This window comes from Lysobacter sp. Root983, assembly GCF_001429345.1.
In the GTDB taxonomy this organism is placed as follows: Bacteria; Pseudomonadota; Gammaproteobacteria; order Xanthomonadales; family Xanthomonadaceae; genus Lysobacter.
In genome coordinates this window covers 939996-964360 of record NZ_LMJO01000001.1, presented here as the reverse complement: position 1 = coordinate 964360, position 24365 = coordinate 939996, and the positions used below count along the sequence as shown (strand labels likewise).

General features: G+C 66.5%; 15 protein-coding genes. 8 read left to right on the top strand and 7 right to left on the bottom strand.

Going from position 1 to position 24365, the window contains the following annotated elements; all coding sequences use genetic code 11:
• Window positions 1-36: 36 nt before the first annotated feature.
• Entirely contained in the window at window positions 37-417 is a 381-nt protein-coding gene (panD, locus tag ASE43_RS04195; protein ID WP_056175616.1) for an aspartate 1-decarboxylase, read from the top strand.
• Between the two features lie 8 nt (window positions 418-425).
• A complete protein-coding gene (gene pgi, locus ASE43_RS04190; protein WP_057159553.1) occupies window positions 426-1943 on the top strand; it encodes a glucose-6-phosphate isomerase in 1518 nt (505 codons plus the stop codon).
• Window positions 1944-2074: 131 nt separating this feature from the next.
• Here the strand turns inward: pgi and queG are convergent, their stop codons facing one another.
• Window positions 2075-3109 carry a tRNA epoxyqueuosine(34) reductase QueG gene (queG, locus tag ASE43_RS04185; RefSeq protein ID WP_057159868.1) on the bottom strand — a complete coding sequence of 345 codons (1035 nt, stop codon included), beginning with the start codon at window positions 3107-3109 and terminating at the stop codon, window positions 2075-2077.
• Window positions 3110-3191: 82 nt separating this feature from the next.
• On the opposite strand from queG, the gene ASE43_RS04180 reads away from it, so the two are divergent.
• The 6 genes from ASE43_RS04180 (at window position 3192) to ASE43_RS04155 (ending at window position 10995) form a co-directional block, all read left to right on the top strand.
• Window positions 3192-4691 (top strand): bifunctional ADP-dependent NAD(P)H-hydrate dehydratase/NAD(P)H-hydrate epimerase, encoded by a 1500-nt coding sequence (locus ASE43_RS04180; RefSeq protein ID WP_057159552.1) that lies wholly within the window; start codon window positions 3192-3194, stop codon window positions 4689-4691.
• 41 nt (window positions 4692-4732) lie between these two features.
• Window positions 4733-5206, top strand: coding sequence for a tRNA (adenosine(37)-N6)-threonylcarbamoyltransferase complex ATPase subunit type 1 TsaE (gene tsaE, locus ASE43_RS04175; protein WP_057159867.1), 474 nt, complete (start codon window positions 4733-4735; stop codon window positions 5204-5206).
• 129 nt (window positions 5207-5335) lie between these two features.
• Window positions 5336-6880, top strand: coding sequence for an N-acetylmuramoyl-L-alanine amidase (locus tag ASE43_RS04170; protein WP_082607089.1), 1545 nt, complete (start codon window positions 5336-5338; stop codon window positions 6878-6880).
• A 176-nt stretch (window positions 6881-7056) separates the two neighbouring features.
• Complete coding sequence (mutL, locus tag ASE43_RS04165) at window positions 7057-8907, top strand: DNA mismatch repair endonuclease MutL (RefSeq protein WP_057159550.1); 1851 nt, start codon at window positions 7057-7059, stop codon at window positions 8905-8907.
• Window positions 8908-8909: 2 nt separating this feature from the next.
• Entirely contained in the window at window positions 8910-9929 is a 1020-nt protein-coding gene (locus ASE43_RS04160) for a DUF1684 domain-containing protein (protein ID WP_082576315.1), read from the top strand.
• 22 nt (window positions 9930-9951) lie between these two features.
• Complete coding sequence (locus tag ASE43_RS04155) at window positions 9952-10995, top strand: TraB/GumN family protein (protein WP_057159549.1); 1044 nt, start codon at window positions 9952-9954, stop codon at window positions 10993-10995.
• A gap of 136 nt (window positions 10996-11131) precedes the next feature.
• Here ASE43_RS04155 and rnfB read toward each other — a convergent pair whose 3' ends face one another.
• The 6 genes from rnfB to ASE43_RS04125 all read right to left on the bottom strand — a co-directional run bounded on the left by rnfB (window position 11132) and on the right by ASE43_RS04125 (window position 24170).
• Window positions 11132-11545 carry an Rnf electron transport complex subunit RnfB gene (rnfB, locus tag ASE43_RS04150; protein WP_082576314.1) on the bottom strand — a complete coding sequence of 138 codons (414 nt, stop codon included), beginning with the start codon at window positions 11543-11545 and terminating at the stop codon, window positions 11132-11134.
• Window positions 11546-11626: 81 nt separating this feature from the next.
• Entirely contained in the window at window positions 11627-13693 is a 2067-nt protein-coding gene (gene metG, locus ASE43_RS04145; RefSeq protein WP_057159548.1) for a methionine--tRNA ligase, read from the bottom strand.
• Between the two features lie 252 nt (window positions 13694-13945).
• Complete coding sequence (locus ASE43_RS04140; protein WP_056175596.1) at window positions 13946-14380, bottom strand: DUF2147 domain-containing protein; 435 nt, start codon at window positions 14378-14380, stop codon at window positions 13946-13948.
• A gap of 164 nt (window positions 14381-14544) precedes the next feature.
• Window positions 14545-17382 carry a TonB-dependent receptor gene (locus ASE43_RS04135; protein ID WP_057159547.1) on the bottom strand — a complete coding sequence of 946 codons (2838 nt, stop codon included), beginning with the start codon at window positions 17380-17382 and terminating at the stop codon, window positions 14545-14547.
• A 531-nt stretch (window positions 17383-17913) separates the two neighbouring features.
• Window positions 17914-20739, bottom strand: coding sequence for a TonB-dependent receptor (locus ASE43_RS04130; protein WP_235568645.1), 2826 nt, complete (start codon window positions 20737-20739; stop codon window positions 17914-17916).
• Window positions 20740-21335: 596 nt separating this feature from the next.
• Entirely contained in the window at window positions 21336-24170 is a 2835-nt protein-coding gene (locus ASE43_RS04125; RefSeq protein WP_057159546.1) for a TonB-dependent receptor, read from the bottom strand.
• Window positions 24171-24365 lie beyond the last annotated feature (195 nt).

The following is a 24365-nucleotide window of genomic DNA, read 5'->3' as shown; positions in this document are numbered from 1 at the left end:
TTTTCGCGCCCGCGCGTCCGCGGACGGAGTGAGAACATGCAACTCAATCTGCTCAAGGCCAAGATCCACCGCGCCACCGTCACCCATGCCGAGCTCCACTACGAAGGGTCCTGCGCGATCGACGGCCGCCTGCTCGACATCTCCGGCATCCGTGAGTACGAACAGGTCCACATCTACAACGTCAACAACGGCCAGCGCTTCGTTACCTACGCGATCCGCGGCGAAGAGGGCAGCGGCGTGATCTCGGTCAACGGCGCGGCCGCGCACAAGGCCCAGCCGGGCGACCTGGTGATCATCTGCGCCTATGGCGTGTGCGACGAGGCCGAGGCGGCGAAGTTCAAGCCGACCCTGGTCTACGTGGACCGCCACAACCAGCTGACCCATACCAACACTTCGATGCCGGCCCAGGCGGCCTGAGAGAACGCATGAGCGACGCATCCCGACTGAGCCTACTGAGCGCCCAGGCGGGGCGCGTCGCAAACACCACGCTGCCGCAGCTGATCGCCGCCGACCCGGCACGCGCGCAGGATTTCGCGCTGCGGGTCGGCCCGATCTACGCCAGCTTCGCCCGCCAGCATTACGACCGCGAGGCCCTGGCCGCGCTGTTCGCGGCGGCCGAACAGGCCGGTTTCGCTGCGCGCCTGCGCGCGCTGTTCGACGGCGAGACGGTCAACATCACCGAACGCCGCCCGGCCCTGCATACCGCGCTGCGCGGCGACTTCTCGCAAGCCCAGGTCGCGCGCGATGCGCACGCCCAGGCGTTGCAGGCGCGGCGACGCATGCGCGCGATCGTCGACGCGTTGGCCGCCAGCGACGTCACCGACATCGTCAGCATCGGCATCGGCGGTTCCGACCTCGGTCCGCGTCTGGCCGCCGACGCCCTCAGCGGCGCCGCGCCCGGTCGTTTCCGCGTGCATTTCCTGTCCAACGTCGATGGCCATGCCGCCCAACGCACCCTGGCCGGGCTGGACCCGGCGCGCACCGCCGCGCTGCTGATCTCCAAGACCTTCGGCACCCAGGAAACCCTGCTCAACGGCGCGCTGGTACGCGACTGGCTGGGCGCGCACGCGGGCGAGCGCCTGTACGCGATCAGCGCCAACGTCGAACGCCCGGCGGCCGCGTTCGGAATCCCGCCCGAGCGCATCCTGCCGATGTGGGACTGGGTCGGCGGGCGCTATTCGCTGTGGTCCGCGGTCGGTCTGCCGATCGCGTTGGCGATCGGCATGGACGCGTTCGAGGCGTTCCTGGACGGCGCCGCCGAGATGGACGCGCACGTGCTGGAGACGCCGGCGCCGCGCAATCTGGCCGCCTGGCATGCCCTGACCGCGATCTGGAACCGCAACGGCCTGGGTTATGCGACGCAGGCGGTGCTGGCCTACGACGACCGCCTCAAGCTGCTGTCGAACTATCTGCAGCAGTTGGTGATGGAGAGCCTGGGCAAGTCGACCCGCCTGGACGGCCGCGCCATCGTCGGCGACACCGTGCCGGTGTGGTGGGGCGGGGTGGGCACCGATACCCAGCACAGCTTCTTCCAGGCCCTGCACCAGGGCAGTTCGATCGTGCCCGGCGATTTCATCGGCGTGATCCGCGCCGACACGCCCTACGCCGAGAATCACCGCGCGCTGCACGCCAATCTGCTCGCCCAGACCGAGGCCTTCGCCAACGGCCAGGCCAACGAGGACCCGCATCGCGCCTACGCCGGCAGCCGGCCCAGCACCACAATCCTGCTGGACGCGCTGACCCCGCGCTCGCTGGGCGCACTGCTCGCGCTGTACGAGCACAGCGTCTATCTGCAGTCGGTGTTCTGGGACATCAACGCCTTCGACCAGTTCGGCGTCGAACTGGGCAAGCAGGTCGCCAGCCGTTTGCTACCCGCGCTGGCCGGCGAGGCCGAAGCCGAGGATCCGGTGACGCGGGAGCTGATCGCGCAACTGCGAGGCTGATTCGACTTCGTCGGGTGCGGTGAGCCGTAGGCGCACCGCACCGTTTCGCGTTGCCGGCGGTTTCGATGCCTTGTGAGTGTCGCGGTCGCGGCTTACGCCGCTCCTACCCCAAGGCGACGCGTAAGGCGACCTCAGGCCGCGCCGTGGCGCGCCAGGGCCCACTCCACATGCTCTCGCACCACCGCGCTGTCGGCCTCGCGGCGCGAGTTCAATGCGGCGATCACCTCGGGCGTGCTCGGCGCATTGCCCAGCGCGACCGCGATATTGCGCAGCCAACGTTCATGGCCGCTGCGACGGATCGCCGAGCCCTCGGTGCGCTGCAGGAATTCGGCTTCGCTCCAGGCGAACAGTTGCGTCAGGCTGGCGCGATCCAGGTCGTTGCGAGCGCGGAAATCCGGCTCGTCGGTGCGCTTGGCGAACTTGTTCCAGGGACAGACCAACTGACAGTCGTCGCAGCCGAAGATGCGGTTGCCGATCGCGGGGCGCAGCTCCTCCGGGATGGCGCCTTCGTGTTCGATGGTCAGGTAGGCGATGCAGCGGCGCGCATCCAGGCGATGCGGGGCGACGATGGCCTGGGTAGGGCAGACCTCGATGCAGCGCACGCAGGTGCCGCAGTGCGCGCTCGCCGGCGCGTCGATCGGTAGCGGCAGATCGACGTAGATCTCGCCCAGGAAAAACCAGGAGCCGCCGTCCTTGTCGATCAGACAGGTGTGCTTGCCGATCCAGCCCAGGCCGGCGTTGCGCGCAAGCGCCCGTTCCAGTACCGGCGCCGAATCCACGAACACCCGGTGCCCGAACGGTCCTACTGTTTCGCCGATGCGGTCGGCCAGGCGCTGCAGGCGCTGGCGCATCAGCTTGTGGTAGTCGCGCCCCAGGGCATAGCGGGCGACGTAGGCGCGCTCGCGGTCGGCCAGGGTGGCCCAGGCGTCCTCGTCGTCGTTGCGGCCGTAGTCCAGCCCGACCGAGATCACCCGCAGAGTCCCCGGGATCAGCGCCTGCGGCCGCGAACGCAGCTCGCCGTGGCGCGCCATCCAGTCCATCGACCCGTACAGGCCCTGCGCCAGCCAGTCGCGCAGATAGTCCTCGTCGGGGCCCAGCTCGATGCCGGCAATGCCGCAACGCTGGAAACCCAGTTCGCGCGCCAATTCGCGGATGCGCAGGGTCAGCGCCGCGTAGTCGGGCGCGGCGGGCGTCGGGTCGGGGCTGGCATGGTGCGGGCTCACGATGCGGCAAGTATAGAATCGTGCGATGCCTACGGCCGATTTCTCCTTCGATTCCGGGCTTTACGACACCGCCGCGTTGCGTGCCGTCGAGGCGCGCGCGAGCGCGCACCTGGGCGACGCCTACGAGCTGATGCGCCGTGCGGGCGCGGCGGGCTGGCGCGAACTGCTGCGGCGCTGGCCCGCGGCGCAGCGCATCGTGGTGGTGTGCGGGCCGGGCAACAACGGCGGCGACGGCTATGTGCTGGCGACGCACGCGCATGCCAGCGGGCGCGAGGTGCGGGTGTCGCACCTGGCCACGCACGCGCCGCGCGGCGAGCTGGCCCGGCGCGCCGCGGACGCATACACGGAGGCGGGAGGCCGCAGCGAGGTATATGCGGGCGGCGCGCTGGATGCGGATCTGATCGTCGATGCCTTGTTCGGCATCGGCTTGTCGCGCGCACCGGATGCGGAGGCGTCGGCGTTGATCGAGACCATCAACGCCCAATCCGCGCCCGTATTCGCGCTGGACGTGCCCAGCGGCGTCGACGCCGAGCGCGGCGTCGCCTATGCGCCCGCCGTGATCGCCGATGCCACGATCGAGTTCATCGCGCACAAGTTCGGTTTGAGTACCGGTTCGGCCTTGGACTGCGTGGGCTCGTTGGCGTGGTCCGATCTGCAGATCTCCGTCGAAGCTTTCGATCGTGCGCCGGTCGCGCGTTCGGTGCGCGCGGAGGATCTGCGGCGCTGGTTGTCGCCGCGCAACCGCGATAGCCACAAGGGACGCAACGGCCGGGTGCTGTGCGTGGGCGGCGACCACGGCAGCGGCGGCGCGATCGTGTTGTGCGCGCAAGCGGCCTTGCGCAGCGGCGCCGGCCTGGTCGAGATCGCCACGCGCGGCGAGCATGTACAAGCCGTTTTGGCGCGCATACCGGAAGCGATGCCGCGCGAGGTCCGCGATGCAGCGCAACTGCGTGATGCACTCGAACGCGCGAGCGTGATCGCCTTGGGACCGGGCCTGGGGCAGGGCGCCTGGGCGCGCGATTTGCAGGCTTGCGTGCTTGAGAGCCAGCGCCCCTTGCTGCTGGATGCGGATGCCTTGAATCTGTTGGCGGAGCGGCCGCGCACCTTGCATGCGGATTGCGTGCTCACGCCCCATCCGGGCGAAGCGGCGCGTTTGCTCGGCATCGATACCGCGCAGGTGCAAGCCGATCGCTTGAGCGCCGCGCGCGCGTTGCGCGATCGCTACGCCTGCGCCATCGTGTTGAAAGGCGCGGGCACCATCGTGACCGCGCCGGATGCGGAACCTCGCGTGATCGCGGCGGGCAATCCTGGCATGTCCGTCGGCGGCATGGGCGACGTGCTCAGCGGTACCATCGCCGCGCTGCGCGCGCAGGGTTTGAACGCGTTCGATGCCGCCGTGTGCGGCGCGCTGCTCCATTCGGCTGCTGCGGACGCCGCGGCGCGCGACGGTGGCGAGCGCGGTTTGCTGCCTACCGACTTGATGCCGTGGTTGCGGCGCTTGGCCAATCCGGAGAGTTCGCGTTGATCTCGTCTCACTCCAGCGCATCCGCGCACGAACCAGCAGCGATCGCATTGTCGTTGCGCGATGCCGACGCCACCGATGCCTTGGGTGCCGCACTAGCGCGTACGCGTCCGCAGCGCGCGGTGGTGCATCTCAGCGGCGATCTCGGCGCCGGCAAATCCACGCTCGCACGCGCCTTGCTGCGCGCGCTGGGCGTGCAAGGCGCGATTCGCAGTCCCACCTACACCTTGGTCGAACGCTATCCGCTCGCCAGCGGCGGCGAAGCCTGGCATTTGGATCTGTATCGCATCGGCGATGTCGGCGAGCTCGAGTTTCTCGGCTTGGACGGCGACGAGGCCACGCTGTGGTTGATCGAATGGCCCGACCGCGGTCGCGGCGGGCTACCCCCGGCCGACCTGCGGGTCGAACTGGCGGTCGAGGGGGTGGGGCGTTCGGCCCGCCTGATCCCGGAGTCCGAGACCGGCAGGGGCTGGGTCCAGGCCCTGGCCGCCACCCCGGAGCTTGCGGCCGACTCCTGAACGTTTCCACAGGAAGTGGTGGCAGGTGCCGGATTCGTAAGGGAAAAATGCTTGCATTTCCAAGGCGCTGGTGCTTGACTAGCACCCATGCGCGTAAAAGGGGCCACCGTTCAGAAATTCCTGCTCGGCATGGCGCTGCTCGCGGCGCTGGCCTGGAATCTTGCGCACGCCAGTGAAATCAAGGGCTTGGACGTCGGCAGCGGCGCCACCGGCACCCGTGCCGAGATCGCCCTGGACCGCGGCACCGAATTCAAGCTGATCTCGCTCAAGGGCCCCGACCGCCTCGCGGTCGACCTGCCGGCCTCCTCGCTGGCCAAGGGCCTGCGCCTGCCGACCGGCGCGGGCATCGTCAAATCCGTGCGCACCGGTCAGCCCGCGCCGGGCACCGTGCGCATCGTGTTCGATCTGGCCCAGCCGGTCGCCGCGCTCAAGCCGCGCATCGAGCCGGCCGCCAACGGCGCGCGCCTGGTGCTGGAGTGGCCGGGCGATGGCGTCGAGCCGCAGCCCGTCGCCACGCCGCCGGCCGCTTCCGTCGCCGCCGCGCACACCTCAGCCGTGCCGTCCGCGACCGTGCCGCAATCGGCGCCGCCGCCGGCCGCGACCGCGGTCGTGTCCGAGCATCGCGGCGTCGACCAGGCCGCCTCGTCCGCGGCCGCGACCACGCGCCTGATCTCCGAGCTGGCTGCGCGCAACGCCTCCAGCGCGCCGGCTACCGCAGCGCCGGTGGCCGCCACGCCGGTCGCGACCGTCGCACCGCCGCCGGTGCAGACCACCATCGCCACCGGCGTGCCCACCCGCATCGCCTCGGGCGTGCCCACGCCGATGCCGGGCGCCGCCGTGAGCGCGCCGCCGGCCGACGACCTGGCCACGCCCGGCGCGGTCAAGACCATGAAGGATGTGATGCGCGGCCGCGGCATGCGCCCGCTCATCATCGCCATCGACCCCGGCCATGGCGGCCAGGACCCCGGCGCGGTCGGCCAAGCCGGCAAGCGCGAGAAAGACGTGACCCTGGCGATCGCGCGCGAACTCGCGCGCCAGATCAACGCCACGCCCGGGCTCAAGGCCTACCTCACCCGCGACAGCGACGTGTTCATCCCGCTGCCGCGGCGCGCGCAGCTCGCGCGCCAGGCCAAGGCCGACATGTTCGTGTCGATCCACGCCGACGCCGCCGAGAACCGCGCCGCCAAAGGCTCCTCGGTCTACGTGCTGTCGCTGAAGGGCGCGTCCTCGCAGCGCGCGCGCTGGCTGGCGGACAAGGAAAACTCGGCCGACCTGGTCGGCGGCGTGCGCCTGCAGGAAGCCGACAACACCCTGACCTCGGTGTTGCTGGACCTCACCCAGAGCGGTCACATGAAGGCGTCCGAGGACGCGGCCGCGCATGTGCTCGACGGGCTCAAGCGCGTCGGCAATAACCACAAGCCGCATATCGAGCGCGCCAACTTCGCCGTGCTGCGGACCTCGGACATGCCGGCGATGCTGGTCGAGACCGCCTTCATCTCCAACCCGGACGAAGAGCGCCGCCTGACCGATCCCGCGCACCAGCGCGCGCTCGCGCGCGCCGTGCTCGATGGCGTCAATACCTACTTCACCCGTCAGCCGCCGCCGGGCACGCTCTACGCCGCGCGCGCCGACGCTCAGCCGGTGGCGATGGGCGGGGGCGGCGGCAGCCCCTGAGCCGCTGGGGCGGCATGCGCGCCGCCTGATCCGATCCGACCCCTGCAAGGCCTGCGCGGTTGCGCGCTGGAACGGGCTTGCGTCGCGAAAGCGCTAAACGGATCGCGGAAGCCGGCGGTGAGCGGCTATCATCGAAGCCGTATTCTCACGGCGCCGCCGCGGCGCCCGGTCGCTCAGTGGCTATTCGTCAACTCCCCGATACCCTCATCAATCAGATCGCGGCCGGCGAGGTCGTGGAACGTCCGGCTTCGGTGGTCAAGGAGCTGGTCGAAAACGCGCTCGACGCCGGCGCGACCCGCATCGACATCGACCTGGAAGAGGGCGGTGTGCGCCTGATCCGGATCCGCGACGACGGCGCCGGCATCGCCGCCGAGGAACTGCCGCTGGCGATCTCGCGCCACGCCACCAGCAAGATCGCGTCCCTGGACGATCTGGAAGGGGTGGCCACGCTCGGTTTCCGCGGCGAGGCCTTGCCCTCGATCGCCTCGGTCAGCCGGTTCGCGATGGTCTCGCGCCGGATCGAAGCCGAGCACGGCGCCACCCTCGAAGTCGACGGCGGCCGGGTCGGGCAGGTCACGCCCAAGCCGCATCCGCAGGGCACCACGGTCGAAGTGCGCGACCTGTTCTTCAACGTCCCGGCGCGGCGCAAATTCCTCAAGGCCGAGCGCACCGAGTTGGGCCACATCGAGGAATGGCTGCGTCAGCTCGCTCTGGCGCGACCGGACGTGGAACTGCGCGTGTCGCACAACGGCAAGCCCTCGCGACGCTGGAAGGGCGAGGGCGATCTGCTTTCGGATGTGCGCATCAACGAAACCCTGGGCGAGGAATTCGCGCGCAACGCGCTGCGCGTCGACCACGCCGGCGCCGGCCTGCGCCTGCACGGCTGGATCGCCCAACCGGCCTACAACCGCGCCAGCGCCGACCAGCAGTACCTCTACGTCAACGGCCGCGCGGTGCGCGATCGCAGCGTCGCCCACGCGGTCAAGCAGGCCTATGCCGATGTGCTGTTCCACGGCCGCCAGCCGGCGTATGTGCTGTTCCTGGAGCTGGACCCGCGCCGGGTCGATGTCAACGTGCATCCGGCCAAGCACGAGGTGCGCTTCCGCGATTCGCGTCTGATCCACGATTTCGTTTACCGCACCCTGCACGACGCGTTGGCCGAGACCCGCGCCGGCATCGCCCCGCAGCCGGGCGCGCACGAGCCTTATGCGCAAGCGCCGGGCGCCGGCGCGCCGATGCAGAGCGCGCAACCCAGCTACAACTGGAGCGCGCCCACGCGCCCGCTCGGCTTCCAGGTCGAGGAAACCCGCAACGGCTACGCCGCGCTCTACGGCGCGCCGGGCGATGCGGCGGCGACGCAGGCCCATCCGACCTATCCATCGCCGCCGGCCTTCGATCCCGCCGCGCCGCGCCCGGCTCTGCCGCACAGCGACGACGCCAGCCTGCCGCCGCTGGGCTACGCCATCGCCCAGTTGCACGGCATCTACGTGCTGGCCGAGAGCGCCGAAGGCCTGATCGTGGTCGACATGCATGCCGCTCATGAGCGCATCGGCTACGAAAAACTCAAGCACGCCCACGACGGCGAAGGCCTGCGCACCCAGCCCTTGCTGGTGCCGGCCTCGCTGGCCGTGTCCGAGCGCGAGGCCGAAGTCGCCGAGCGCGAAACCGACACCCTGGCAGCGCTGGGCTTCGACGTGACCCGCAGCGGCCCGCAATCGCTGACCTTGCGCAGCGTGCCGGCCCTGCTGGCGCACGGCGACGTCGAAGCGCTGTTGCGCGACGTGCTGGCCGACCTGCGCGAGCACGGCGAATCGCGGCGCGTGGCCGCGGCGCGCGACGAATTGTTGGCGACCATGGCCTGCCATGGCGCGGTGCGCGCCAACCGGCGCCTGAGCCTGCCCGAAATGAACGCGCTGCTGCGCGAAATGGAAGCGACCGAGCGTTCCGGCCAATGCAATCACGGCCGGCCGACCTGGGCCCGTTTCAGCCTGTCCGAAATCGACCGCTGGTTCCTGCGAGGACGTTGAGAATGCGATTGCCGACTATGCCGCCACTGCGGCTGCTCCCGATGGTGCTGTCCCCGATCGTGTTCTGCCTTGCCCTGGCCGCGTGCGGCGGCGGCGAACGTTCCGAGAGCGACCTCGACGCGCCGGGCGCCGCCGCCGCCGCGACCGGCGCCGCCGCCGAGCCGCAAGCGCCCTCCAAGCCCACCAGCGCCGCCTTCGTCGGCGAGCAACAGGTCTGGCGCGAAGAGCGCAAAACCAACCTGACCAAGCCCGACGGTTGGACCAGCCTGGTCGGCCTGCATTGGTTGGACCCGGGCCCGCATTACTTCGGCAGCGAGCCCGACAACGGCATCCGCCTGGCGATGGGCCCCGGCCACTTCGGCATGATCGATCTGAAGAAGGACGGCAGCGTGCGCTTCGTTCCCGAACGCGGTACCGCGTTCACCCTGGACGATCAGCCGCTCAAGGGCGCGACCGCCTTGCGCATCGACACCGACCCGGCCGGCCCCAGCAAGCTCGGCTTCGACGAAGGCAAGGGCATCCTGACCGTGATCAAGCGCGGCGATCGCTACGCCTTGCGCGTCAAACACGCCGACGCGCCCACGCGCAGCGGTTTCAAGGACATTCCGTACTGGCAGGCCGACGCCGGCTGGGTGGTGGACAGCAAGTTCGTCGCTCATCCGCCGGGCAAGACCATCGCGATCGCCAACATCGTCGGCACCACCGAGCAAGTGCCCAACCCGGGTTACGTCGAATTCGAGCGCGACGGCAAGAGCTACCGCATCGAAGCCCTGGACGAGGGCGGCGACGAGCTGTTCCTGGTGTTCGCCGACCGCACCAACGGCCACGGCAGCTACGGCGCCGGACGCTTCCTCGACGCGCCCAAGCCGGGCATCGGCGGCCGCGTGATGCTGGACTTCAACAAGAGCTACAACCCGCCGTGCGCGTTCACCGCGTTCGCGACCTGCCCGCTGCCGCCGCAGGAAAACCGTCTCGACCTGGCGATCACCGCCGGCGAGAAGGCTTATGCCGGCGCGCACTGACCGACTCCAAGGACGATAACCCATGCTCCGTAATCCGCACCTCAAGCGCCTGCTGCCCTGCGCCCTGATCCTCGCCGCGCTGAGTTCGGCGATCGCCTCCGCGCAAGACGCCGCGCCGGCAGCGACGGCCAAGGCGCCGGTCGCCGCCGCGCCGGCCAAGGCGCCGCCGGTGCCGCTGCTGTGGAAGGTGTCCGACGCCGACAACGCGGTCTACCTGCTGGGCTCGTTCCACCTGCTCAAGAGCGACGACTATCCGCTGTCGCCCGACGTCGATGCGGCGTTCGCGGCCGCCGACAAGGTGCTGTTCGAGATCCCGCCGGAGCAGATGACCGACCCGGGCGCGGCCGCCAAGTTCATGGTCGCCGCCGGCTACACCGATGGTCGCACCCTGAGCCAGGTGCTGCCCGCCGACTTGCACGAGAAGCTGACCCGCTTGATGGGCAAGCAGGGCGTGCCGGTGGCGGCGCTCGACGGTTACGAACCCTGGTTCGTGAATCTGTCGCTGTTGCTGGGCGTATCGCAGGCCATGGGCTTCAGCCCCCAGCTCGGGTTGGATATGCACCTGATGAAGCAGGCGAGCACGGCCAAGAAGCCCACTGGCGGCCTGGAGTCGATGGAGGATCAATTGAAGGTGATGGACTCCTCGCCGATGCCCGAGCAGATCGAAGGCCTGCGCGATTTCCTCGATCGCCCAACCGAAATGCCGGGCATGCTCGCCGACATGCACGACGCCTGGCGCGCCGGCGACTTGGCCAAGCTCGACGACCTCACCCGCACCGAGATGAAGGAAAAGACGCCGCAGACCTATCGCGTCGTCAACATCGAGCGCAACGACGCCTGGGTGCCGCAGATCCAGAAGATGCTGGACGAGTCCAAGAAGGACGACGCGCTGGTGGTGGTGGGCGCGCTGCATCTGCTGGGCGAGGACGGCGTGGTCGAGAAGCTGCGCGCCAAGGGCTACAAGATCGAACGCGTGTGCTCGGCTTGCGCGGCCGGCACCGCCGACCTGGCGCCGCCGGCCACTGGCGCGGCAGCTCCGGTCAAGGAAGCGGCCGGTAAGCGCTGACGCCAAAGCGCATTCCTAGGGTGCGGTGAGCGCAAGCGAATCGCACCGCGCCGCGTCGGCGCAATTTCGATGTGAAGGATGGTTCGCGGACGATGCGGTTCGCTTGCGCTCACCGCATCCTACGGTGGGCCTAGCGCTAAGCCGCCGGCCGCGCCGGCTCCAACACGATGCAATCCACCGGGCAGGCCGGCACGCACAGCTCGCAGCCGGTGCACAGCGGTTCGATCACGGTATGCATGTGCTTGGCCGCGCCGATGATGGCGTCGACCGGACAGGCCTGGATGCACTTGGTGCAGCCGATGCAGTCGGCTTCGACGATCACCGCCACCGGCGCCGGCTTGTGGGTGCCGCGCGCGCGGTCGTAGGGGCGCGCGGGCACGCCCAGCAACCGCGCCAGTGCGCGCGCGCCGGCGTCGCCGCCGGGCGGGCAATGGTCGACGCCCGCCTCGCCGCGCGCCATCGCTTCGGCATAGGGGCGGCAGCCCGCGTAGCCGCATTGGCCGCATTGGGTCTGCGGCAGGAGGCGGTCTAGGCGTTCGGTCAAATCCATGAGGCAGAAGTGAGCTGAGAGGAGTGAGGAGTGAGAGAGTGCTTTTACTCGTTCCTCACTGCTCTCCACTCTGTACTCGCTTCACCGCACCGGCATGCCCGGCTGCGCGCCGCCGTCGGCGTCGAGCAGGTGCAGGCCACCGCCGTCGAAACCGGCCGACAGGATCATGCCCTCGCTGAGACCGAAGCGCATCTTGCGCGGCGCCAGGTTGGCGATGAACACCACGCTGCGGCCAACCAGCTTTTCCGGCTCGGCGTAGGAGCCGCGGATGCCGGAGAAGATCTGGCGCGTGCCGAGTTCGCCGGCGTCCAGTTCGAAGCGCAGCAGCTTGTCGGAACCCTCGACGAACTCGCAGGCCAGCACCTTGCCCACGCGCAGGTCGAGTTTGGCGAAGTCGTCGATGCCGATGGTCGCCGCGGCGTTGGCCGGGGTCGCGGCGGGCGCGGCCGCGGCCGCTTTGACGGCGGGAGCGGCGACGGCTTCGGTCTCGGTGGGCTTCAGCGATTCCTTGGAGGCTTCGATCATGGTCTCGATATGCTTGGGGTCGATACGGGTGAACAAGGGCGTGTAGGCCTGGATGCGATGCGCCAGCAGCGGTGCGTGCAGATCGCTCCACAGCGCGACCGGCGCGCCCAGGAAGGCTTCGGCCTGGGCCGCTACGCGCGGCAACACCGGCTTGAGCGCGGCGGCCAGTACGCGGAACAGGTTGAGGCCCTGCGTACACACGGCCTGCAGCTCGGCGTCGGCGCCTTCCTGCTTGGCCAGCACCCAGGGCTTGTGCTCGTCGATGTACTTGTTGGCTTCGTCGGCCAGCGCCATGGTCAGGCGCAGCGCGGTCGCGGCCTCGTTGCGTGCGTAGGCCTGTGCGATCGGCTGCAGTTGCTCGACGAAGCGCGCATAGGTCGCGTGCTCGGGCAGGGTGTCGGCGAGTCGGCCGTCGAAGCGCTTCTCGATGAAACCGGCGCAACGGCTGGCCAGGTTGACGAACTTGCCGACCAGGTCCGAGTTCACGCGCGCGACGAAATCGGCCAGGTTGAGGTCGACGTCGTCGACGCCGCCGCCGGTCTTGGTCGCGAAGTAATAGCGCAGCGCTTCGGGGTCCAGGCCGACGTCCAGATAGGTACGGGCTTGAATGAAGGTGCCGCGCGACTTCGACATCTTCTCGCCGTTGACCATCAGATAGCCGTTGACGTGCAGACGGGTCGGCGCGCGGAACCCCGAGCCGTGCAGTACCGCCGGCCAGAACAGGCCGTGGAAGGTCACGATGTCCTTGCCGATGAAGTGGTGCAGCTCGGCCTGGCTGTCGCGGGTGAGGTAGGAGAAGAAGTCCAGACCCTCGCGCTCGCACAGGGCTTCGAAGCTGCTCAGGTAGCCGATCGGCGCGTCCAGCCACACGTACAGGTACTTGCCCGGATGGCCGGGAATCTCGAAACCGAAGTAAGGCGCGTCGCGCGAGATATCCCAGGCGCGCAGGCCGCCGTCGGCGTCCAGCCATTCCAGCAGCTTGGCCTTGACGCCCGGGATCGCGACGTCGCCGCTGAGCCACTCGCGCAGGAACGCCTCGAAACCGCCGACCTCGAAGAAGAAATGCTCCGACTCGCGCAGCTCCGGCGTCGCGCCGCTGACCACCGAGCGCGGTTCCTTGAGTTCGGTCGGCGCATAGGTCGCGCCGCAGTTCTCGCAGTTGTCGCCGTATTGGTCGGGCGTGCCGCAGTTCGGACAGATGCCCTTGACGTAGCGGTCGGGCAGGAACATGCCCTTGACCGGGTCGTACAGTTGCGCGACCGAGCGCCGCGAGATGTGGCCGTTGTTGTCGAGCTTGGCGTAGAAGGCCTCGGTCAGCGCGCGGTTGCGCGGCGAGTTGGTCGAATCGTAGTGGTCGAACGCGACCCCGAAATCGGCGAAATCGCGCTCGTGGCTGGCCTGGATGCCGGCGATGAAGGATTCCGGCGTGACCCCGGCCTTTTCGGCCGCGAGCATGATCGGCGTGCCGTGGGTGTCGTCGGCGCACACGTACCAGGCCCGATGGCCGGACATGCGTTGGGCGCGGCACCAGATATCGGCCTGGGTGTAACCGACCAGGTGGCCTAGGTGCAGGTGCCCGTTGGCGTAGGGCAGGGCGCAGGTAACGACGAACTCGCGGGACATGGGCGGCGTTGCGGTGGGAGGGCGGGAATTATGGCACGCGCCCGCCGCAGGGCTCGTGTGGCTCGCCTCCGCAGGCGTGCCCCCGTTTCCTGCACTCTGTGGGCGCGGCGTCCCACGGGCATTTCCTCCGGTCATAAGCCGCGATGGACCTCGCTTCCCGGCGAGCAGGCCGATTCGCGGTCGAATCCCAGCCCCCAAACGAAACGACCCGGCCTAGGCCGGGTCGTCGATGCCGCAACGGCGGTGCAAGGCTTACTGGCGGACCCAGGTCTGGGTACGGCCCAGCAGCGAGAAGCCCATGAAGCCGCGCACATCCAGCTTCTTGCCGCCCTCCATCGGGGTGACCTTGACCGAATAGATCTTGCCGCTGGCCGGGTCGAGGATCTTGCCGTCTTCCCAAGTGTCGCCGTGCTTGCGCACGCTCCACAGGATGACCATGCCCTCGACCGGCTTGTTCTTGCGCTCGCCCGAGCACTTGTCGCAGACCGGATTCGGGCCGCGCTCGGACTGCAGCACCTTGGTGACGCGTCCGGCCAGGCTGCCGTCCTTCGCTTCGTAGATCTCGACTACGGACTTGGGCTTCTGGGTCTTGTCGTCGATCGTGACCCAGTGTCCGACCGGCGTGTTCTGCGCGAACGCCGCCATCGGCAGCGCCAGCAGTAGCAATGCAAGCAGTTTGGTACGCATGTTCCCCTCCCAGGGATAGGCATGGTTCTGGCCGCGCGACAGCCCCGCGGCTGACCTTCTTTATACCGCATCCGTCGGCGTATGGAAGCGGGGCCCCACGGCCGCGACCGGACAAAAAAGAAGCCCGGCTTGCGCCGGGCTTCTGGGGACTAAGCAGCAGTCGCTTACTTGAAGCTGTACTGGAACTCGAAGGCCACTTCGCGGCCGATCGGGCTGTACGCACGCCAGAAGTAGGGATAGCTGTTGAAGCCGTCGTCGCGCGGATGGGTCTTGTCGAAGACGTTGTTCACGTACAGGACCAGCTTGGCGTTCTCGGTGATGTTCTTACCCACGCTGGTGTTCCAGATGAAGTAAGGCGCGATACGGCCGGTTTCCTGCCAGTTCGGCAGGCTGCCGTAGCGCAGCATGAACACCGCGGCCTGCCAATCGTCGCGCTCCCAGGTCGCGGTCGCACGGATGCGGCTGCGGAAGTCGAAGTTGGTCAGGTCGTCGCGGTAATCCAGCACCGGGTCGCCCTTGAACTGGGCGGTCTTCTGCTCCAGCGTGTGCGAGTAGGCCAGTTGGAAGCGGTAGTCGCCGAGGCGGTCGGTGTCGAAGCGGTAGTCCAGGGTGGCGTCGATGCCGGTCACGCTCTGAACCGCGCGATTGATCGGGCCACGGCGGATTTCCGTGATCTGGCCGTCGTTCGGGGTGCCCGGCGCGCTCAGACGCGACACGCGCGAGAGCATGTCGTTGCAGAACGCGGAACCCGGAGCGCCCAGGGTGAACGGCGTGCGGTTACGGGTCAGGCCCGTGGTGCAGCCGGCTTCGCCGTCGAGGATGTAGGCCGAGGTGATGTCGGAAACGCCGTTTTCGATCTCGATGTTGTAGTAGTCGGCGGTGAACGACATGCCTTCCATGATGTCCCACACCATGCCGGCGGTCCAGGACTTGCCGGTTTCCTCTTCGAGGTCGCGGGTACCCTGACGGACGCCGAAGGCGGTGTAGTTGTAGGCCGCCGCGGTGCAGCCGCTGCTCGAGCTACCGCCGTCCTGCAAGCAGCGACGGGTATCGAAGATGGTGCTGAACGAACCGCTGCGCTCGGCGAACACGAAGTGCATATCGGGGGCGCGGAAGCTGGTCGAGTACGAACCGCGGAACATCAGGTTGTCCAGCGGACGCCATTCGAGGCCGGCGTTCCAGGTCTTGGCATCGTCCACCGAGGTGACGTCGTCGTACTTGTCGAAGCGACCGGCGAAGCTGGCCTTCAACGAGTCGAGAATCGGCACCGAGAACTCGACGCCCAAAGCGTAGCGGCTACGCTCGCCGCCGCCGCCGGTGCCGGTCAGGTTGTACGGACGATCGAGGCCGGTGTAGTCGGGCAGGATGCGCGGGTCCGCGGTCAGGTCGTATTCCTGCTGCGAGGCTTCCAACACCGCAGCGAAGCCCAGCGGGCCGGCCGGCAGGTTGAACAGGTCGCCGGACACTACGAAGTTGCCCTGGTTGACGTAGGACTCGGCGTCGGTGCGGACCGTGGTGCTCAGAGCCGCGAACTGTTCCGGCGTCAGCGCGCGGTAGTAGCGCGACTGATTGAGGTTGTAGATCGGGTAGGCCACGCCACCGACGACACGGGTGCCCAACTGCGGGCCCAGGAACCAGTCGTTGACCAAGTTGGACTGCAGGCGCGGACGGTCGACCTTGATGTTGTACTCGGCGCGCGACAGGGTCAGATCCCAGTCCCACTTCTCGCCGAAGGTGCCGCGGAAGCCGAACGCGAAGTCGTAGGAGCGTTCGTCGTTCTTGGCCAGCAGCTTCTCGATGCCGCCCGCCTCCTGGGGAGTGAACACGCGCTGGGCATCGACGACATTGTTGAAGGTCTGATCGAACCACAGACCGCCAGTGGTGCGTCCCGCCCAGAACTGGGTGCCCGCACCGTACTTCGCCGTGGACTTCCACGCCTGCAGGCTGGCCCAGCCTTGGATGCCGTTGTCGAACTGATAGGTACCGTAAGCGTAGCCCGACAGATCGCTATTGCCATTGCTGATGGTCTGGTAGCCGACGTCCTTGAAGCTGCCGCAGGCCTGGCCGAGGTTGGTGATCACGCCGGCTGCGTTTGCCGAACGGAAGTTCCAACGCGCCCACTCGTCGCCGAGCTGTTCGCAGGCGCCGGCCGGCGGCGCGAAGTACGAGCCTGCGGTGGAGCCGGTGCGGCGACGCACGCGCATGGTGCCGGTCGGCTGGATGCCGACGAAGGCCGGCGGCAGCGGGTTATCGAGCGCGGAATCCATGAAGTCGCGCTGATAGCCGTACAGCGGCTCGCTGTTGAAGTATTCGAGGGCGTAAGTGACGCTCCAGTTGTCGCCGGTCTTGCCGCCGATCCACTGGATGTCGCCGATATCGCGGCCGCCCTGGCTGGTGGTGCTGGCGCGGACCTTGAGCTGGTCGCCTTCGAAGTTGGTCTTGAGGATGACGTTGACCACGCCCGCGACCGCGTCCGAACCGTAGATCGCCGAAGCGCCGCCGGCCAGGATTTCGATACGGTCCACGGCGGCGGCCGGGATGTTGCCGAAGTTGGCGAAGTTGCTCTGGCCGTTGTAGGGCAGCGGATAGTCCGCGGCGCGACGACCGTTGATCAGCAGCAGGGTACGACCCGGGCCGAGACCGCGCAGGTTGATCACGCTGGCGTTCGGGGTGAAGCCGCCCTGGAAGACCTCGTTCTGGGTCGCGCCCGAGGCCTGGGTCAGGGTGTTGAGCGCGTCGTAAACGGTGTTGAAACCTTCGCGTTCGATCTGGGCCGAGGTGATCACCGTGACCGGCGACGGACCTTCGATCTCGGTGCGCTTGATGCGCGAGCCGGTGACCACGACGCCGTCGATGTCGGTCGCCTTGGTGTTCGAAGCAGGAGCCTGTTGCGTGTTGGTGTCCTGAGCGCTCGCCGTGCCGGCGACCGAAAGGACCAGAGCGCTGATGAGCGCCGCCGTCAGCCTGCTGCGCTGCAGGCCGGATGCGTTGCGAACTGCCATTGGTTGTCCCCCAAATGAACTAGATGTGTTTCTTGTGTGCCGACCTTGGCGTATTGCTGTCCCCTTAAAGGCGAACTTAACATGGTGTTAACGCCTATGTCATCACAAGATCACACTTTTTAGGCAGTAATTTTGTTCCGTATAAGTTATTGTTTTTATTTGAAAAATGACTTAATTACACCCAATAATTGCCATTTTATGCTCTTTGAAGTGTTCTGTTGCGTGCTCAAAGCGTACTGTCACTACGTAGTGAGATGTGGTGCATGGGTGCCTGCACGAATTCTTCTACTGATGCGAAATGGCGCGAATGTGTGAGATGGCGACTCGTCGCGGGCGATCGCCAAGCTAGCACTGGCCGGGGCAGGCTCTTCGCGCGTGCGAGAGCGGCCGCTCCACACCTCGTGTGGAGAGGTTTAGAGGGAGTTCGGTAACGGAGGGGGCGCGTCTGTGGAAGAGCGATCGCTCGGGCCAGGCCCCAAAAAAAGCCCGGCTTGCGCCGGGCTTCTTTGATACGGGAGCAGCAGTCGAAACTTACTGGAACTTATAGTCGAACTGGAGGAACACTTCGCGGCCGATAGGGCTATACGCACTCCAGAAGTATGGATAGCTGAAGTGCGAGTCGTCGCGCGGGTGCAGCTTGTCGAACACGTTGTTGACGAAGAACCCCAGCGTAGCCTTATTGGTGATCTTCTTGCTGACGTTGACGTTCCAGAGGAAGTAGGGCGCGATGCGACGGCCCGATTCCTCCCAGTCGGGCAAGGAGCCCCAACGGGTTCCATAGATATTCGCGCTCCAATCCTGCTTCGACCACGAGGTGGTGAAGTTGGCGCGGCTGCGGAAGTCGTGGTTCTTACGGTCGTCGCGATATTCCTCGACCGGGTCGGCGGCGAAGTCCTGACGCTTCTGGCTCAGCACGTGCGTCCAGCCCAGCTCGAAACGGAAGTCACCCAAACGATCGGTGTCGATGCGATAACGGACCCTGGCGTCGATGCCGTTGGTTTCGAGCAGCTGCAGATTACGCGGAGCGGTCGTCAGGGTGGCGATGTTGCCAAGGCCAGGGCCGACGATGGGAGCACCGCGTGTGATGCGTGAGAGCGCGTCGACGCAGATTGCGGACCCCGGGTTAACCGTTGCGCCGCTGCGATCCACGCCCAAGCGGCAGCTGGCTTCGTCGTTGAGCAGGCGTTCGACGTCGTCACCGATGATGTTCTCGAGTTCGACGCTGTAGTAGTCGGCGGAGACAGAAAGGTTATCGATGATGTCCCACACCACGCCGGCGGTCCAGGACTTGCCGGTTTCCTCTTCCAATTCGAGATTGCCCGAGCGCACGCCCGCAGCAGAGTAGTTGTAGGTGGCGTTGTTGTTGCAATCCGCGACCTGAAAACCGTCACGACGGCACGCGAACTCATCGAAGTAGGTGGTGAAGAAGCCGCTGGTGCCCGCATACAGGTAATGCATGTCGGGAGCACGGAAGGTCGTGCCGTAAGAGCCGCGCAGCAACAGATTCGAGACCGGCCGGTATTCCAAACCCAGGTTGTAGGTGAATGCGCCACCAGTGTCCGTGCGATCGTCGTACTTATCGTAGCGACCGGCCAATTGCGCCTTCAGCGTATCGACGATCGGCACGCTGAACTCGACGCCCGCCGCATAACGACTGCGCTTGCCACCGCCAATGGTGTCGGTGAGGTTGTAGATCGCCTCGTTCGGATCGGCACCCGGGAGGGTCCGCCGGTCGGGGTTAAGCGAGTATTCCTGGCGCGCCGCTTCCAGCACGGTCGCGAATCCCAGCGGGCCGGCCGGCAGTTCGAACAGATCGCCCGCGAACGTGAGGTTCACGGTATCGGCTTGCGACTTCGCCTTGGCCTTTGCGACCGTGCTCAGGCTAGCAAACTCTTCCGGCGTCAGCGGACGCAGGTAGCGCGCTTGGTTGAAGTTATAGATGGCGCGATTGCCGGGCGTGGTGCCGATGCGTGGCCCAAGGAACCAATCGTTGATCGCCTTGGCCTTCAAGCGTGGCTGGTCGGATTTGCTGGTGTATTCGGATCGGCTGTAGTAGACATCCCAATCGAACTTGTCGCCGAGAGCCGTGCCGGACAGGCCGATGTCGAAGTTGTAGCTGTTTTCCTTGAACTTGGTTTGCTGGACATCGCGGCCGCCGATCTCGCTCGGGGTGATGATGCGCTGCATGTCCAGGATGCTGGCGGCCGGCAGACCGTTGGCTACATTGAACACCGGATCGACGAAGAGCGGGCTCTGCCAGAACTGCGTCGACGACGCGGCTTTGGCCTCGCTGGACCAGGCGGTCAGGCTGCCGTACATCTGCATGCCGTTGGCGAAATCCCAGGTGCCGCGCACGTAGCCGGACAGGTCGCTGCGCGAATTTCGGATCTGCTGCGTCGCGGGGAAGGACCAGTAGCCACAGGAGTTGCCGACCACGACCGAGGGATTCAGCGCGGCGTTTACCGGATAACGCTCAAAATCCTTGAACTGGTCGCATACGGCCAGGCCGCCGGGCAGGACGTACTGGCTGGTGCCGGAGATGACGCGGCTGCGGTTGCGGATACGCAAACCGATGACGGGGGAGGGGTTGTCGGTCGAAGGATCGTCGCGATAGGAATCCATGAACTCGCGCTGCGAAGCGAAGATCGGCTCGCGGGTGAGGTACTCGAATGCGTAGGTCAGGCTCCAGTTGTCGCCGACTCGGCCGCCGATCCATTGCACATCGCCGGTGTCGCCGCCACCGCGGGTTGTGGTGCCGACGCGCACCTGAACTTCATTGCCTTCGTAGTTGCTCTTCAGAATAACGTTGACGACGCCGGAGATCGCGTCCGAGCCATAGATCGCCGAGGCGCCGCTGGTCAGCACTTCGATGCGCTCGATGGCCGCGGCCGGGATCGCATTGAGGTTCACCACATTGCTCTGACTATTGTAGGGGCGCGGATAATCCGCCACGCGATGTCCATTGATCAGCGTGAGCACATGCTCCGGGCCGAGGCCGCGCAAGTTCAGCACGCTGGCGTTGGGCGTGAAGCCGCTCTGATTCAGTTCGTTCTGGACGCTGCCGGAAAACTGCGTAAGCGTATTGAGCGCTTCATAGACCGTGGTGAAGCCTTGGCGCTCGATGTCGGCGGCCGAAATTACGGTGACTGGTGCCGGGCCCTCGATCTCCGCTCGCTTGATGCGCGAACCGGTAACGACGACACCTTGCACGTCGGTCGCATCGGACTTCGAGGCGGGAGGCGGCGGAGTGCTGGTGTCCTGCGCGCCAGCGGTGCCGGCGGCCGAAAGGATCAAGGCGCTGATCAGCGCCGCCGTCAGCCTGCTGCGCTGCAGGCCGTATGCGTTACGAGTTGCCATTGGTTGTCCCCTAGAAATGTAGTCTTCGCATTGCGTTATGTACGCCGACCTTGGCGTGATGCCGTCCCCTTATGGCCGAACGTACACACGATTAACGACGCTGTCATCGTTGGTTAACGAACGAGCGATTCACCCCGCGATCGGCCGAAAAGTGCAGTCGAATTTGTGTGCCAGGTGGACACGCTCACTGGCGCAGGCAGCGGTGAGCGCGCTAGCGGCGCGAAGCATTTAAAGGGCGCGAGAGAGTGCTACTTGACTGATTCGACGGCGAAATCAGGTTGCATGGCTTGCGCGTGTGGCATGGGATGCATGCGTCTGATATCGCGATATTGCGCATGCAGTGCGCCTAAGATGTGTGTAGTCGGCCGTACGTGGCACTCGAAGTGCCCGTTAATTCTGCTGGTCGATATGCAGTCGGAGCGGCATTGGCGATTTATGACACTTTAATTGTGCCTTTCTCGCTTCGTCTCGTGCTGCGCTTGCGTCGGCGAGTTGCGCGAACAATTCCGAGTGATGCCGCATCTGGCACTCCTGATAGCGCGCAAAGAAAAAGGCCCGGCTTGCGCCGGGCCTTTCTTGTAGCGGAGTGCAGTGGATCAGAACTTGTACGACAGACGCAGGAAGAACGCGCGGCCGTACGGGTCGGCACCGATGAACGGGTTGAAGAATGGGTACGCCGTGTTGCTCGGATCCTTGCGGTGGGTGTTGTCGAGCACGTTGTTGACGATGAACGCGGCCTCCATGTTTTCGCCGAACTTCTTCTCGACCGAGAGGTTGTAGAGCATGTAGGGCTGCAGACGCGCGCCGTAGTAAACACCGGTCACCGCATCCCGACCCGCTGCTTCGGCCTCGTTCGGCGCCGAGCCCAGACGCTGACCGAACACGGTCGTGGTCCAGTCGCCCTTCTCCCAGGTCACGCTGCCGCGAACGCGGCTGCGCTGGTTGTCGTTGTCCAGGCGGTCGCGGTAGTCGATCAGATCGTCTTCCTCGAACTGCTTGTACTTCTCACCCAGGCTCAGGCTGTAGGCCAGATTGAAATCGAAGTTGCCCCAGCGATCCGTATCGAAGCGGTAGCGCCAGGTCGCGTCGATGCCGGTGTTCTCGGAACGCGACGCATTGATGTAGCCGGCGCGGACATTGACGACGCGACCGTTCGGGTTGCCCGGGGCGACCTGGCGAGTCACGCGCGACAGGATGTCCTGACAGAACGCCGAGCTCTGGCCCTGCGGAATCGGCGAGCCGTCGGGCAGCGTGCCGATGCGGCAGTTGGCTTCGTTCTGCAGGATGTAGTCCAGGCTCAGACGCGTGGCCTGGTCGTCCAGCGTGATCTTGTAGTAGTCGACGGACATCGACATACCTTCGATCAGGTCGAGCACGAAGCCGGCGGTGAGCGACTTGCCCTTTTCTTCCTGCAGGTCGGGGTTGCCGACGGTCTGGTTCAGGGTCTGGTACTGGCTCGGGTGGTTGTTGGCACGGCATTCGGTGACGGTGTCGCCGCCGGCGCGGCAGCCGTAGTAGTCGACGATGCCGGCGAACGAAGCCACACCCTGCGCGAACACCAGCGGCATGTCCGGCGCGCGGAAGCTGGTGGAGTAGTTCGCACGCAGCAGCAGGCGCTCGATCGGACGGAACTCCAGACCCAGACCGTAGGTGAAGGCGCCGTCCACTTCGGTGATGTCGTCGTACTTATCGTAACGACCGGCCAGCTGTGCGCTCAGGGTGTCCAGCAGGGGCACGCGGAACTCGGCGCCGATCGCGTAACGATCGCGCTCGCCCTTGATGTTGCCCGAGCTGACCAGGTTATACGGCGTACTTGCATCCGGCGTGCGCGAGGGGTCGGTGCGCGGATCGCTCTTCAGGTCGATGGTCTGACGGCCGAACTCCATGGTGCCCGCGAAACCGATCGGGCCAGCCGGCAACTCGAACAGGTCGCCGCTGACGACGAAGTTCGCTTGCGCCGAGGACGTATAGCCCTTGTTGATGACGCGCGTGGACATGGCCCGGTACTGTTCCGGGGTCAGCGGCGTGTGCCAGCGATCCAGGTTCAGGGTGTGGTGCGCATAGCCGTAGTCGTCGATGGTCTGCGGACCGAGGAAGTAGTCGTGCACGCTCTGAGCGAGCAGGCGCGGTGAGTCGGACTTGTAGTCGTAGCGGCCGTACGAGGCAGACAGATCCCAATCGAAACGATCGCCGAAGTCGCCGCGCAGGCCGGTGGCGAAGTCGTAGCTCTTTTCCTTGTACTTGGTGACCACCGCGGTGTTGCCACCGACTTCCTTCGGCGTCAGCACGCGCTGCAGCTGGACGTAGGTGCCCAGGCCTTCGTCGAAGTAGAAGCTGGCGGGCAGGAACGGATCGCCGCCGGTGCCCCAGAACTCGGTGCCGCTGCTTGAGGTCGATTCGGAGTTGTTCAGCATCAGGCTGGCCCAGCCCTGGATGCCGTTGCTGAAGTCGTAGGTGCCGTAGGCGTAACCGGAGGTCGCTTCGCGCTTGTTCGAGATCGACTGCGATGCCACGGAATCGTAAGAACCGCAGATCTGGCCGCGGGTGGCGGACAGGTAGGGCGAGAAACCGAAGCGATCGCAGACTGCGTCGCCCGGGTAGTACGCGGCGCGGTTGCGGTTGAGCAGGTCGATCGCGACCAGCGACAGGCTGGGGCCGACGCGGTTGCCGCGCGGACCGTCACGGAGGTCGTCCATGAAGTCGCGCTGCGCCGCGAAGATCGGCTCGTTGTAGTTGTACTGCAGGGCGTAGGTCAGGCTCCAGTTGTCGCCGACGCGGCCGCCCGAGTACTCCAGGTTGACGCTGTCGCCGCCGCCCGCGCCGGTCGTGCCGACCGTGCCGCGCAGCAGGTTGCCGTCGAAGTTGGTGCGGGTAACGATGTTGACCACGCCCGCGACCGCGTCCGAACCGTAAATGGCGGACGCGCCGCCCGCCAGCACTTCCACGCGCTCGATGATCGAGGACGGAATGGCGCCGACGTTCACGGAGGAGCGGTCGCTGTTGTAGGGCTGCGGGTAGTCGGCGATGCGACGGCCGTTGACCAGGACCAGGGTGTAGCCCGGGCCGAGGTTGCGCAGGTTGACCACCTGGGCGTTGGGCGTGAACCCGTTGACGGCCAGATCGCCGGTGAACGAGTTGGTGGTGTTCTGGGTCAGCGACGACAGCATGTCGGAGACCGTCTGGAAGCCTTGTTTGTCGATGTCGTCGCGGCTGATGACGGTGACCGGTGCCGGGCCTTCGATCTGGGCGCGCTTGATGCGTGAGCCAACCACGGTAACGCTGTCGATGTCGGTCGGCGTATCGCTAGCGGGCTGCGGTTGAGCAGGCGCGGCGTCCTGGGCGAACGCACCGCCGGCGGCGGGCGCGATCAAAGCCGCCAAAAGTGCAGCAGTCAGACGGCTGCGCGGCAGCCGCTTCTCGGTTACTTCCATGAGTTATCCCCTAACTTTTTGGATGGTGTGCCTATCCGTGGCAATTTCTATGTCGTCAATCCCCCGACGAACCGACCGTAACATGCCCTTAACGCGCTTTGCATGTGCTTATCGAGTGGACAGATTATGCAAAGTGCGCCGAACCGGTTCGGCGCAGGACAGGTAGGGGGGTGGGTGCTGGTCGACGTTGCGATC

Bases quoted from the DNA above. Each gene is read 5' to 3' on its own strand.
- panD (WP_056175616.1), top strand. From the start codon at position 37: ATGCAACTCAATCTGCTCAAGGCCAAGATCCACCGCGCCACCGTCACC.
- pgi (WP_057159553.1), top strand. From the start codon at position 426: ATGAGCGACGCATCCCGACTGAGCCTACTGAGCGCCCAGGCGGGGCGC.
- ASE43_RS04180 (WP_057159552.1), top strand. From the start codon at position 3,192: ATGCCTACGGCCGATTTCTCCTTCGATTCCGGGCTTTACGACACCGCC.
- ASE43_RS04170 (WP_082607089.1), top strand. From the start codon at position 5,336: ATGGCGCTGCTCGCGGCGCTGGCCTGGAATCTTGCGCACGCCAGTGAA.
- ASE43_RS04160 (WP_082576315.1), top strand. From the start codon at position 8,910: ATGCGATTGCCGACTATGCCGCCACTGCGGCTGCTCCCGATGGTGCTG.
- ASE43_RS04155 (WP_057159549.1), top strand. From the start codon at position 9,952: ATGCTCCGTAATCCGCACCTCAAGCGCCTGCTGCCCTGCGCCCTGATC.
- rnfB (WP_082576314.1), bottom strand. From the start codon at position 11,545: ATGGATTTGACCGAACGCCTAGACCGCCTCCTGCCGCAGACCCAATGC.
- metG (WP_057159548.1), bottom strand. From the start codon at position 13,693: ATGTCCCGCGAGTTCGTCGTTACCTGCGCCCTGCCCTACGCCAACGGG.
- ASE43_RS04140 (WP_056175596.1), bottom strand. From the start codon at position 14,380: ATGCGTACCAAACTGCTTGCATTGCTACTGCTGGCGCTGCCGATGGCG.
- ASE43_RS04135 (WP_057159547.1), bottom strand. From the start codon at position 17,382: ATGGCAGTTCGCAACGCATCCGGCCTGCAGCGCAGCAGGCTGACGGCG.
- ASE43_RS04130 (WP_235568645.1), bottom strand. From the start codon at position 20,739: ATGGCAACTCGTAACGCATACGGCCTGCAGCGCAGCAGGCTGACGGCG.
- ASE43_RS04125 (WP_057159546.1), bottom strand. From the start codon at position 24,170: ATGGAAGTAACCGAGAAGCGGCTGCCGCGCAGCCGTCTGACTGCTGCA.